Annotated in this window: 9 protein-coding genes; 3 read left to right on the top strand and 6 right to left on the bottom strand. The window is 66.9% G+C overall.

Annotation, left to right across the window (positions count from 1 at the left end; all coding sequences use genetic code 11):
• The 6 genes from QZW52_RS16150 to gabT all read right to left on the bottom strand — a co-directional run.
• Window positions 1-697 (bottom strand): arginase family protein (locus QZW52_RS16150; protein WP_294000647.1); only part of this gene is annotated, 697 nt, incomplete at its 3' end.
• 12 nt (window positions 698-709) lie between these two features.
• Window positions 710-1,543, bottom strand: a complete 834-nt coding sequence (locus QZW52_RS16145; RefSeq protein ID WP_294000646.1) for an ABC transporter permease — start codon at window positions 1,541-1,543, stop codon at window positions 710-712.
• A gap of 12 nt (window positions 1,544-1,555) precedes the next feature.
• Window positions 1,556-2,812: an ABC transporter permease gene (locus QZW52_RS16140; RefSeq protein ID WP_294000645.1), complete on the bottom strand. Its 1,257-nt coding sequence runs from the start codon at window positions 2,810-2,812 to the stop codon at window positions 1,556-1,558.
• 4 nt (window positions 2,813-2,816) lie between these two features.
• Entirely contained in the window at window positions 2,817-3,857 is a 1,041-nt protein-coding gene (locus tag QZW52_RS16135; RefSeq protein ID WP_294000643.1) for an ABC transporter substrate-binding protein, read from the bottom strand.
• 67 nt (window positions 3,858-3,924) lie between these two features.
• Entirely contained in the window at window positions 3,925-5,004 is a 1,080-nt protein-coding gene (locus tag QZW52_RS16130; protein ID WP_294000642.1) for an ABC transporter ATP-binding protein, read from the bottom strand.
• A 517-nt stretch (window positions 5,005-5,521) separates the two neighbouring features.
• A complete protein-coding gene (gene gabT / locus QZW52_RS16125) occupies window positions 5,522-6,835 on the bottom strand; it encodes a 4-aminobutyrate--2-oxoglutarate transaminase (protein ID WP_294000641.1) in 1,314 nt (437 codons plus the stop codon).
• Between the two features lie 142 nt (window positions 6,836-6,977).
• On the opposite strand from gabT, the gene QZW52_RS16120 reads away from it, so the two are divergent.
• From QZW52_RS16120 to QZW52_RS16110, 3 genes are read left to right on the top strand one after another with little or no spacing between them, the layout of a single operon-like run.
• Window positions 6,978-8,381, top strand: coding sequence for an aminotransferase-like domain-containing protein (locus tag QZW52_RS16120; protein WP_294000639.1), 1,404 nt, complete (start codon window positions 6,978-6,980; stop codon window positions 8,379-8,381).
• A 54-nt stretch (window positions 8,382-8,435) separates the two neighbouring features.
• Entirely contained in the window at window positions 8,436-11,090 is a 2,655-nt protein-coding gene (alaS, locus tag QZW52_RS16115; RefSeq protein ID WP_294000637.1) for an alanine--tRNA ligase, read from the top strand.
• A gap of 3 nt (window positions 11,091-11,093) precedes the next feature.
• Entirely contained in the window at window positions 11,094-11,603 is a 510-nt protein-coding gene (locus QZW52_RS16110; protein ID WP_294000636.1) for a hypothetical protein, read from the top strand.
• Window positions 11,604-11,814: the final 211 nt, after the last annotated feature.

Genomic DNA, 11,814 nt, shown 5'->3' with positions numbered 1-11,814 from the left:
TGTCGCCGACGACCGCGCGGACCTTGTCCATCACCGGCGCCAGCGACTGCCACCACACCTCGTGCGCCGGGATGACGGTGAAGCCCTGCTGGCGCGGCCAGTCGAAGTCGTCGGCCGCGTAGCCGGTGCCGCGCAGGCCGATCTGCCAGACCTTGTCACCTTGCAGCAGGCCTTCTTCCACCGCACGGCGGAAGGGCGTGCCGTGGGCGATGCGCTCGCCGAACATGTCGTCGTTGACGTCCGCATGGGCGTCCACATGCACCATCGCCACCGGCCCGTGCCGCTCGGCCAGCGCGCGCAGGATGGGCAGCGCGATCGTGTGGTCACCGCCCAGCGTCAGCGGCCGGCAGCCGTGTGACAGCACCTCGCGGTAGAAGTCCGTGATGATCGGCAGCGACTTCTCCAGCGAGTAGGTGTTGATCGGCACATCGCCCAGATCGGCCACCTGCAGCGCATCGAACGGCGCCGCGCCCGTCGCCATGTTGTAGGGCCGGATCAGCGCCGACTCGGCCCGGATCTGGCGCGGCCCGAAGCGGGCGCCGGGCCGGTGCGAGGTGCCGATGTCGAGCGGCACGCCGATGAAAGCGGCGTCCAGCCCGGCGGCGCTACTGGCCACCGGCAGCCGCATCATCGTGGCGATGCCGCCGAAGCGCGGCATGGTGTTGCCGCCGAGCGGCTGGTTGAGGAGACGGATCATGGCTTGCCTAGCTCAGCGGCGGCGCCCCCGTACCCATTCGAGCGCCAGCATCAGCGCCGTCGTGAAGATCGTCAGCAGCGTGGCGACCGCGGCAATCGTCGGGCTGATGTTCTCGCGGATGCCGGTGAACATCTGGCGCGGCAGCGTCACCTGGTCCGGCCCGGCGAGGAACAGTGTCACCACCACCTCGTCGAACGACGTGGCGAACGCGAACAGCGCGCCCGAGATCACCCCCGGTGCGATCACCGGCAGCGTGACGCGGAAGAAGGTCTCCACCTGCCCGGCACCCAGGCTCAGCGAGGCGCGCACGAGGTTCTGGTTGAAGCCCTGCAGCGTGGCCAGCACGGTGGTCAGCACGAAGGGTGCGCCCAGCGCCGCATGGACGACGATCAGGCCGAAGTAGGTGTCGGCCATGCCGATCTTGGCGAAGAACAGGTAGCAGGCCACGCCCACCACCACGATCGGCACCACCATCGGCGCGATCAGGATGCCCATCAGCAGGCCCTTGCCGGGAAAGTCGGCCCGTGCCAGTCCCACCGCGGCGAGGGTGCCGAGCACGGTGGCCAGCAGCGTCGCGGCCGGGGCGACGATGAAGCTGTTCTTCGCGGCGCGGCCCCATTCGGGCGCGTTGAAGAGGTTCTCGTACCACTGCAGCGACCAGCCCGGCATGGGATACGCCAGGAAGGAACTCGACGAGAACGACAGCGGCACGATCACCAGGATCGGCAGCAGCAGGAAGACCAGCAGCGCCACGCACAGGCCGCGCAGCGCCCACCAGCCGAGCTTGTCGGTGAACGTCGCATAGGCGGGGAACTGCGGGCGCAGGGCAGACAGGATGGCGTTCATCGGATGCGTTCCTCAGCCCAGGCTCAGTTCGGATTTGACGATGCGGCGGTACACCGCATAGAGCACCAGCGTCGCCGCCAGCAGCACGGCGCCCAGCGCGCAGGCCATGCCCCAGTTCACCTCGACGTTGGTGTACTGGGCGATGTAGTAGGACAGCATCTGGTCGTCCGCGCCACCCAGCAGCGCCGGCGTCACGTAGTAGCCGATGCACAGGATGAACACCAGCAGCGCGCCCGCGCCGATGCCCGGGTAGGTCTGCGGCACGTAGACGCGGAAGAAGGCGGCCAGCGGCGTACTGCCCAGGCTGATCGCCGCGCGCAGATAGGTAGTCGGCACCGACTTCATCACGCTGTAGAGCGGCAGGATCATGAAGGGCAGCAGGATATGCACCATCGCGATCACCACACCCGTGCGGTTGAACAGCAGCGCGATCGGCTCGCTGGTCAGGCCGATGCCCATCAGCGCGGTGTTGACCAGCCCCTCGCGCTGCAGCAGCACGATCCAGGCGGCGACGCGCACGAGGATCGAGGTCCAGAAGGGCACCAGCACCAGGATCATCAGCACGTTGGCGTGGCGCGCCGACAGGGTCGAGAGCCAGTAGGCCAGCGGATAGGCCAGCAGCAGACAGCACAGCGTGACGACCGCGCTGATGTGGAAGGTGCGCAGCAGGATCTTGCCAAACACGGCCTGGTCGGCGGGCATCGGCTCGATGTCGCCGGCCGCGCTGCGGCGGTGATCGACCGAGGCGAGCAGGTAGTCGGGTGTCCAGCGGTTTGAATTCTTGGCGATGGCCTGCCAGTACCTGGTGTCGGACCAGCGGGGATCGACGGCGAGCAGCTTCTCGCGCACCTGCTCGGGGGTCAGGTGTTCACCGGCGGGAGCGAGCGGCAGCGCCCGGTAGGTGCCCATGACCAGCGAGCGGGCGCCGGCCACTTCGGAGTTGAGCCGCCGGGCCAGCGTGCCGGCCTGCGCGGACTCGGGCAGGGCGCCCAGGTCTTGGGCCAGGGCGGCAAAGGCTGGCGCTGGCGGCGCGCTCTGGCGGTCCCACTGGGCCAGTGCCTGTCCGGTGTGGACCAGCACGTCGGCGACCTCCGGATTCTCGACCGCACGCTTGAGCAGCGCGCCGATCGGCACCAGGAAGGTCAGTAGCAGGAACACCAGCAGCGGCAGGGTGAGCGCCACCGCCATCTGCTTGCGGCGTCGTTCGGCACGTTGCAGCGAACGGGCGAGATCGGCCGAGCCGATGGGGGCGATGGCGGCGGCGCTCATGGACTTACTGCGCGGCCCAGGCGGCGAAACGCTTTTCCAGCTCTTCACCCTGGTCGGCCCAGAAGGTGATGTTGAACTTCAGCGCATCGGCGCTGTTGGCCGGCGAGGTCGGCAGCATCCCGAGGGTCTTGGCGTCCAGCTTGGCCAGGGCCTTGTTGTTGGTCGGGCCGTAGGAGATCAGCTTGGCGTACTCGGCCTGCGCGTCCGGCTGCGAGGCCGCAGCGATGAACTTCATGGCCAGGTCCTTGTTCGGCGTGCCTTTGGGCATCACCCAGTAGTCCAGGTCATAGATGCCGCCGGTCCAGGAGATCTTCAGGTTCTTGCCTTCGCGCTGGGCGGCGTCGATGCGGCCGTTGTAGGCGGTGGCCATCACCACGTCACCGGCGACGAGGAACTGCGGCGGCTGCGCACCGGCTTCCCACCACTGGATGTTCGGCTTCAGCTCGGTCATCTTCTTGAACGCGCGGTCCGCGCCGTCCTTGGTGGCCAGCACCTTGTAGACGTCGCCGCTCTTGACGCCATCGGCCATCAGCGCGAATTCGAGGTTGTAGCGGGCACCCTTGCGCAGGCCACGCTTGCCGGGAGTCTTCTTGGTGTCCCAGAAGTCGGCCCAGGTCTTGGGAGCATCCTTGAGCTTGTCGCCGTTGTAGGCCATCACGGTGGACCAGATGAAGACGCCGACACCGCATTCGTGCACGGCGGCGGCCTGGAAGTCGGCCTTGGGCGCGACCTTGGCCCAGTCGATCTTCTCGAACAGCCCTTCGTCGCAGCCGCGGGCCACGTCCGGGCTTTCCACTTCCACCACGTCCCAGGTGACTTTTTTCGTCTCCACCATGGCCTTGATCTTGGCCTGTTCGCCGTTGTATTCGACGCCGACGATCTTGGCGTCGGCCGCTTTCTCGAACGGCTCGAAGTAGGCTTTCTTCTGCGCGTTGCCGTTGGCGCCGCCGAAGTTCACGACGGTGAGCTGGCCTTCGGCGAAGGCCGGGCCTGCAGCGAGCGTGGCGGCAACAGCCACAGCCAGGGAAACGGATGCAATGTTCATGGGGGTGCAACTCCAGTGAGAAGAGCCGTTGTCGGCGGGGTGGGAGGGGTTCGGCGCAGTGCGCAACTCAGGCATAGACGCGCAGGAATTCGGGCGGAAAGCGCAGCCACACCGGCTGGCCCGCCTGCGGCGCGACAGCCCCCAGTGGCACCTTGACGGTGGCCTGGGCCTGGCCGGCGATGGCGCAGCGCAGGCGCAGGTGGTCACCGTAGTAGATGACATCGGTGATGGCGGCCTGCACCACGTTGGCGCGGTCTGCTGGCGCTGAACGATGCGCCTCGATGCGCTCGGGTCGCACGGAAGCGGCGACCTTGCTGCCGGGCAGGGCGCTGTTGACATTGATCCCCGCCAGCCGCTCGCCCGTGGGCAGCACCAGCTCGCAGCGCCCTGCGTCCGCCGCCCCGAGCGTGCCGTCCAGCACCGTGCTGTCGCCCACGAAGCCGGCGACGAAGCGATTGGCCGGTGTCTCGTAGAGCTGGCCGACAGCGTCGATCTGCTGGATCAGGCCGTCGTTGAACACGGCCACGCGGTCGCTCATCGTCAGCGCCTCGCCCTGGTCGTGGGTGACGTAGACGAAGGTGATGCCGAGCTGTCGGTGCAGCGCCTTCAGCTCCAGTTGCATGTGCTCGCGCAGTTGCTTGTCCAGCGCGCCCAGCGGCTCGTCCATCAGCACGAGCTGTGGTTCGAACACCAGCGCCCGCGCCAAGGCCACGCGCTGCTGCTGGCCGCCGGAGAGCTGGGCGGGGTAGCGGTCGCCCTTGCCACCGAGCTGCACCATGTCGAGCGCCTGGGCGGTGCGGCGGGCGATCTCGTCCTTGGGCACCTTGCGCACCGTCAGCGGATAGGCCACGTTGGCGCCGACCGTCATGTGCGGAAACAGCGCGTAGTTCTGGAACACCATGCCGAAGTGGCGCTTGTGCGGCGGGGTGCGGGTGATGGGCTTGCCGTCGAGCAGGATCTCGCCCGCGGTCGGCGACTCGAAGCCGGCCAGCATCATCAGCGTTGTCGTCTTGCCCGAGCCGGAGGGGCCGAGCAGCGACAGGAACTCGCCGCGCTGGATGTCCAGATCGAGCGAGCGCACCACCAGGCTCAGACCGTCATACGTCTTCTGGATGCCTTTGAATTGAACCAGGGGAGTGCTGCGCATCGTGCGGGGTGTCCAGGATCTGTCGAAGAGAAGGGGTGGCGTGGTGGGCAAGACGCCCGGACTGTAGGAGGGGGCAACCCGGCGCGACATGTACAGACGGTGGCGTGAATTCGTGCACTGTGCAGGTGGTGCGCCCTGTACAGAAAGACCCTCTGGTCAAGCGTGGTGCGCTGTGTTTGTGGCTGGTGCGTGACGCGCGCCGAATCGAGGCAAAAGCCGGCTGGTTTCCCGCTGAACGGGTGTCTCGGGCCACCGCGTTAAGAAACGTGCCAGCTTGGCGCGGCAATGCCATCCACCCGGCGGCTTCCAGTCGTCGCATCGGAACAACAATGTGGTGTTGGCGCAGATCCTGGCGAGGCTCAGTCTATCCAAGGATATTTAAATACTAACAGCATAATATTCAAAGCAAGAACAAATCAAATCTCAATCAACCAACCTTCTAGAACCCCAAACCCCCAAAAGTAAGACCCCCGGCAAACCGGAGGTCTAGAACATACGAATACGACCCGGCGGTGGCTCAGACCGTCGCGTCGAAGCTCGCCGACAGGATCGCCAGTCCTTCGTCTAGCAGGGTGTCCGACGCGGTCAGTGGCACCAGGATGCGGATCACATTGCCGTACACCCCGCACGACAGCAGCACCAGCCCGCGCTGCGCCGCTTCCGTGACCACGCGCTTGACGCGGTCGGCGTCCGGCTGGTGCATGTCGCCGTCCTTGAACAGCTCGACCGCCACCATCGCCCCCAGGCCGCGCACGTCGCCGACCGTGGCGTGGCGGCTGGCGATGTCCCGCAGACCCGCCATCAGCCGCTCGCCGACGGCGCGTCCACGCGCCATCAAGCCGTCGTGTTCAAAAATGTCCATCACTGCCAGCGCGGCAGCACAGGCCAACGGGCTACCGGCATACGTGCCACCCAGTCCACCGGGTGCGGCCGCGTCCATCACCTCGGCCCGTCCGATGACGGCAGACAACGGAAACCCCCCCGCCAGCGACTTGGCCATCGTGATGATGTCCGGCGCCACGCCCGCCTGTTCGAACCATTGTTCGCACGCCAGCCAGGTGCCCGTGCGGCCGGCGCCGGTCTGCACTTCATCGGCGATGAGCAGGATGCCGTGCTGGTCACACAGTGCCCGCAGTGCCTGCACGAACGCGATGGGCGCCACGTAGAACCCGCCTTCACCTTGCACCGGCTCGATGATGATCGCCGCGACCCGCGAGGCTTCCACGTCGTACTTGAACAGCGCCTCGATCGACGCCATCGCGTCCGCCACGCTCACGCCGTGCAGCGCGCAGGGGAACTTGGCGTGGTAGACCTCGGCGGGGAAGGGGCCGAAACCGACCTTGTAGGGTGCGACCTTGCCGGTCAGCGCCATGCCCATCATCGTGCGGCCGTGGAAACTGCCGCCGAAGGCGATCACCGCCGAGCGTTTCGTGTACGCCCGCGCGACCTTGATGGCGTTCTCGACCGCTTCGACGCCGGTGGTCAGCAGGAAGCTCTTCTTGGTGAACTCCCCCGGCGCCTTGGCGTTCAGGCGCTCGGCGACTGCGATGTACGGCTCATAGGCCAGCACCTGGAAGCAGGTGTGCGTGTAGCGGTCGAGTTGCTCCTGCACCGCCTTGACCAGGGCCGGGTGGCGGTGGCCGGTGTTCAGCACGGCGATGCCGCCGCCGAAGTCGATCAGGCGGCGGCCTTCGACATCCCACACTTCGGCGTTCTCGGCGCGATCGACGAAGATTTCGTGCGACTGCCCCAGCCCGACAGGCAGGGCGGCACGGCGGCGCGCCATCAGGGACGCATTGGTGGTTTTGGTGGCATGGGGTTCGCGGTGCATTCGAGGCTCCTGGGCAAGAATGAGCGGACTCTAGGCCCCCCGCCAGATGGCGGCCATGTACAGCGCGGGGCAGCCTCTGGCGCACTGTGCCGGGTGCCAGCCCAGTACAGTCCGGCATTTGGCGGCGCTAGACTTGCCGCACATGCTCACGCTCCTGCCCCAGTCCGCCATTCCGCTGGTCACCCAGATCGTCGATGGCCTGCGCCGCCTGATCGATGAAGGCGCCTTGCGCGCTGGCACCAAGGTACCGTCCATCCGCCAGTTTGCCCACGCGCACGAGGTCAGTGTCTTCACGGTCGTGGAATCCTATGACCGGCTGGTGGCGCTCGGCTACCTCGTGTCACGGCCCCATTCCGGCTTTTTCGTGCGCAAGCGGGCGGCGGTCGAGAACCGTGAACCCGCCGGCGCAGCACGCGCTGGCTACCGGTTCGACTCGGCCTGGTACCTGCGCAAGATCTTCGAGAACCGCCACCTGACGATGAAAGCCGGCTGCGGCTGGCTGCCCAGCGACTGGCTGTTCGAGGACGGCGTGCGCCGCTCGCTGCGGGCGCTGGCCGCGGACAACGTGGACCTGGGCGGCTACGGTGATCCGAAGGGCTTCCCTCCGCTGCGCGAGTTCATCCGCGACGCCATGGCCGAGCAGGAAATCGCCATCGCTGCCGAGCAGGTGCTGCTGACACAGGGATCCAGCCAGGCACTCGACCTCGTGGCGCGGCGGCTGATCCGTGCGGGTGATGCGGTCCTGGTCGATGATCCTGGGTACGCCAATCTGCTGTTTTCGCTGCGCTTTGCCGGCGCGCAGCTCGTCGGCGTGCCGCGCACACCGCAGGGCTACGACCTCCCGGCGCTGGAGCGGCTCATCGTCGAGCACCGGCCCAAGGTCTTCTTCACCCAGCCGCGTCTGCAAAGCCCGACCGGTTCCACCGCGCAACTCGCCCACCTGCACCGCGTGCTGCAACTGGCCGAGAAACACGATTTCCTCGTCGTCGAGAACGACCTCTACGTCGATCTGGACCCGGAGCCGCGTCCCTCGCTCGCCAGCCTCGACCAGCTCTCGCGGGTGGTCTACGTCGGCAGCTACTCGAAGACGATTTCACCCAACCTGCGTGTGGGGTACCTTGTTGCGCACCCGGATCTGCTGGAAGACCTGGCGCAGCTCAAGATGATCTCGGGACTGACCTCGTCGGAGTTCAGCGAGCGCCTCGTCTACGGCGCCTTGACCGAAGGCCGCTGGCGCAAGCACCTGAAGGCGCTGCGCGAGCGGCTGGCCGAGGCGCACCAGCGGGTGGCGGGACGGCTCGCCAAGCTCGGTTTCGAGCTGTTCACCGAGCCCAAGGCAGGCATGTTCCTGTGGGCACGCCACCCGGCGCTGCCGGACGCCGCCGAGCTGTCCAACCAGGCCGCCGAGAGCGACATCCTGCTCGGCCCCGGCCACCTGTTCACCGCCGACATGGCACCCACGGGCTGGATGCGCTTCAACGTCGCGTACTGCGGGGACGAGCGGCTGTTCGCCTTCCTCGGGCATCGCATCCGCACGCTTCTATAATCAAAAGCTTTGCCACATCAAGCACTTAGAGCCCTCAGGGTCGAAAGCCACGGAATGAAAGCCTCAGAAATCCGCTCCACCTTCCTGAACTTCTTCGAGTCCAAGGGGCACCAGATCGTGGCCTCGTCGCCGGTCGTGCCGGGGGACGATCCGACGCTGCTGTTCACCAACGCGGGCATGAACCAGTTCAAGGACGTGTTCCTCGGGTTTGACAAGCGCCCGTACAGCCGCGCCACGACCTCGCAGAAGTGCATCCGCGCCGGCGGCAAGCACAACGACCTCGACAACGTCGGCTACACCGCGCGCCACCACACGTTCTTCGAGATGCTGGGCAATTTCAGCTTCGGCGACTACTTCAAGCACGACGCGATTTCCTTCGCCTGGGAGCTGCTGACCGAGCGGTTCAAGCTGCCCAAGGACAAGCTCTGGGTCACGGTGTATTCCGAGGACGACGAGGCTTACGAGATCTGGAACAAGGTGGTCGGCGTGCCGGCAGAGCGCATTGTGCGCATCGGTGACAACAAGGGCGGACGCTACATGTCCGACAACTTCTGGATGATGGGCGACACCGGCCCGTGCGGACCCTGCACCGAGATCTTCTTTGACCACGGGGAAGACGTGGCGGGTGGTCCTCCGGGCAGCCCGAACGAGGACGGCGACCGGTACATCGAGATCTGGAACAACGTCTTCATGCAGTACAACCGCACCGAAGACGGTGTGATGCACCCGCTACCCAAGCCCTCGGTGGACACCGGCATGGGGCTGGAGCGGATCACGGCGGTGTTGCAGCATGTGCATTCGAACTACGAGATCGACCTGTTCGTCGCGCTGCTGGCCGCGGCCAAGAATGCGGTGGACTTCGCGGCGGGCGTGACCGATGGCGGCGCCGGCTGCGATGCTGCAAGCCCGAGCCTGAAGGTCATCGCCGACCACATACGCGCCTGCTCGTTCACGGTCGTTGATGGCGTGATTCCGGGCAACGCCGGCCGCGGTTTCGTGCTGCGCCGCATCGCCCGCCGCGCCATCCGCCACGGCTACAAGCTCGGCGCCCGCGCACCGTTCTTCCACACGCTGGTGCATCCGCTGGCCGCGCAGATGGGCGACGCCTACCCGGAACTGCACCAGAACGCCGACCGCATCTTCAGCGTGCTGAAGCAGGAGGAAGAGCGGTTCTTCCAGACCATCGCCAACGGCATGGAGATCCTGGACAGTGCGCTGGCCGCGGTCGAAACCTCGGGCGCCAAGCAGATCGACGGCGACACGGCGTTCAAGCTCCACGACACCTACGGCTTCCCGGTGGACCTGACCGCCGACGTGTGCCGCGAGCGTGGCGTGACGGTGGATCAGGCGGGTTTCGAAGCCGCGATGAGTCGCCAGCGCGATCAGGCCCGCGCCGCCGGCAAGTTCAAGATGGCCGCCGGCCTGTCGTACAGCGGCGTGCCGACCGCGTTCCACGGCTACGAACACCTCGCGTGCGAAACGTCCAAGGTCGTCGCGGTCTACGTGGACGGGACACAAGTCGAGCAGGCGAACGCCGGCGATGACGCCGTGATCGTGCTCGATCACACCCCGTTCTACGCCGAAAGCGGCGGTCAGGCGGGCGACACGGGCGAGTTGCGCAACGGCACGACCCGCGTGGTCGTCGAGGACACGTTCAAGATCCAGGCGGATGTGTTCGGCCACCACGGCCGCATCGCCGAAGGCGCGGTCAAGGTCGGCGACACGTTCGCGGCCAAGGTGGACGCCGAGCTGCGCGTGAAGATCGTGCGCAACCACAGCGCGACCCACCTGATGCACAAGGCGCTGCGTGAAGTCCTCGGTGCGCATGTCCAGCAGAAGGGTTCGCAGGTCACGGCTGACCGGACCCGCTTCGACTTCGCGCATAACGCGCCGATGACCGACGCGGAAGTACGCCAGGTTGAGACTCTCGTCAACGCCGAAATCCTCACCAACGCCGCGGCCAACGCCGAAGTGATGGCGCTTGACGACGCGCAGAAATCCGGCGCGATGATGCTGTTCGGCGAGAAGTACGGCGAGACCGTGCGCGTGCAGACCATCGGCTCCAGCAAGGAACTCTGCGGCGGCGTGCATGTGCGCCGCACGGGGGACATCGGCGTGTTCAAGATCGTGGCCGAGTCGGGGGTCGCGGCCGGTATCCGCCGCATCGAGGCGGTGACGGGCGATGGCGCGCTGGCCTATCTGCAGTCGCTGGAAGCCACGGTGAACGGTGTGGCGGGTGCGCTCAAGGCCGCGCCTGCCGAGATCGCGAACCGCATCGGCAGCCTGCAGGACCAGTTGCGCGCGCTGGAAAAGGAAGTCATCGCGCTCAAGGGCAAGCTGGCGTCCAACCAGGGTGATGCGCTGGTGGCTCAGGCGATCGACCTGAACGGGCTGAAAGTCCTGGCCGCCGTGCTGGAAGGCGCGGACGCGGCCACGCTGCGCACGACGATGGACCAGCTCAAGAACAAGCTCAAGACGGCGGCGATCGTGCTGGCGGCGGTCGATGGGACGAAGGTCCAGATCGCCGCGGGCGTCACGGCCGACTCGATCGGCAAGGTCAAGGCCGGCGAGCTGGTCAACTTCGTCGCGCAGCAGGTCGGCGGCAAGGGCGGTGGCAAGCCGGACATGGCGATGGCGGGTGGCACCGACGCGAGCAAGCTGGCGGGTGCGCTGGCGAGCGTGCGTGGCTGGGTTGCCGAGCGGGTCTGAGGCATGAGCGCAGCACCTGACACCGAAGAAGTCGATCCCTTTGCGCCGATCCAGTCGCCGCGCCTGTGGCGTGACGAGGTCTGGACCGCCCGCGTCATGAAGAACGAGGACGACGAGGGCTGGGCGGTGGCGATGACGCGCCACGGCGAGTCCGAACCCGCGCTGGTCGCCCCGTGGACCATGGGCCGCGACAAGAAGAACCCGAAGCCGCTGGACATGGCGGCGTTCAACACCTGGGTGAAAACGGCGTCCGAGGTGCTGCGCCGCCATGAGCAGCAGCTCCACGCGATGCTGCACAAGAGTGCCTACGTCTCCACCGACAGCGGCCGGGTGCTGGTGACGCTGGACATCGTGCCGGATGACCTGGAGCCGAGCGCCACCCTGAGCGCCTTCGATGCCGACGGTGGTGAGCTGGCCCAGGTGAAGGTGTCGCCCGGTTTCAAGCTCAACGGGGCGTCGGCGCTGGCCTGGGTGGAAGCGGAGTTTGCGCGGCCGGCTTCGTCACGGCGGTGAGACCTTGCGGGCCAGCGCGAGGCCGTGCGACCAGATACCACAGCCGAGTCAGCAGGCTGGACCGGAGCAAGTGCCTGCCGCACGCGCATCAGGCGAGGTGGGCGCGCAGTTGCCGGAACCAGCGCCGGATACGGCTGGACGTGTTCGAGATCGCCATGTGTGCGGCCCAGGACGTGGGCACCAGCAGCACCGCCAGCAGCCAGAGCTGCGC

It is taken from the genome of Sphaerotilus sp. (assembly GCF_013299175.1).
GTDB lineage: Bacteria > Pseudomonadota > Gammaproteobacteria > Burkholderiales > Burkholderiaceae_C > Sphaerotilus.
This window is presented reverse-complemented; position numbering and strand designations above follow the sequence as displayed.

Coding starts and splice junctions, on each gene's coding strand:
- QZW52_RS16135 (WP_294000643.1), bottom strand. CDS start 3,857: ATGAACATTGCATCCGTTTCCCTGGCTGTGGCTGTTGCCGCCACGCTC.
- QZW52_RS16145 (WP_294000646.1), bottom strand. CDS start 1,543: ATGAACGCCATCCTGTCTGCCCTGCGCCCGCAGTTCCCCGCCTATGCG.
- gabT (WP_294000641.1), bottom strand. CDS start 6,835: ATGCACCGCGAACCCCATGCCACCAAAACCACCAATGCGTCCCTGATG.
- QZW52_RS16110 (WP_294000636.1), top strand. CDS start 11,094: ATGAGCGCAGCACCTGACACCGAAGAAGTCGATCCCTTTGCGCCGATC.
- QZW52_RS16140 (WP_294000645.1), bottom strand. CDS start 2,812: ATGAGCGCCGCCGCCATCGCCCCCATCGGCTCGGCCGATCTCGCCCGT.
- QZW52_RS16120 (WP_294000639.1), top strand. CDS start 6,978: ATGCTCACGCTCCTGCCCCAGTCCGCCATTCCGCTGGTCACCCAGATC.
- alaS (WP_294000637.1), top strand. CDS start 8,436: ATGAAAGCCTCAGAAATCCGCTCCACCTTCCTGAACTTCTTCGAGTCC.
- QZW52_RS16130 (WP_294000642.1), bottom strand. CDS start 5,004: ATGCGCAGCACTCCCCTGGTTCAATTCAAAGGCATCCAGAAGACGTAT.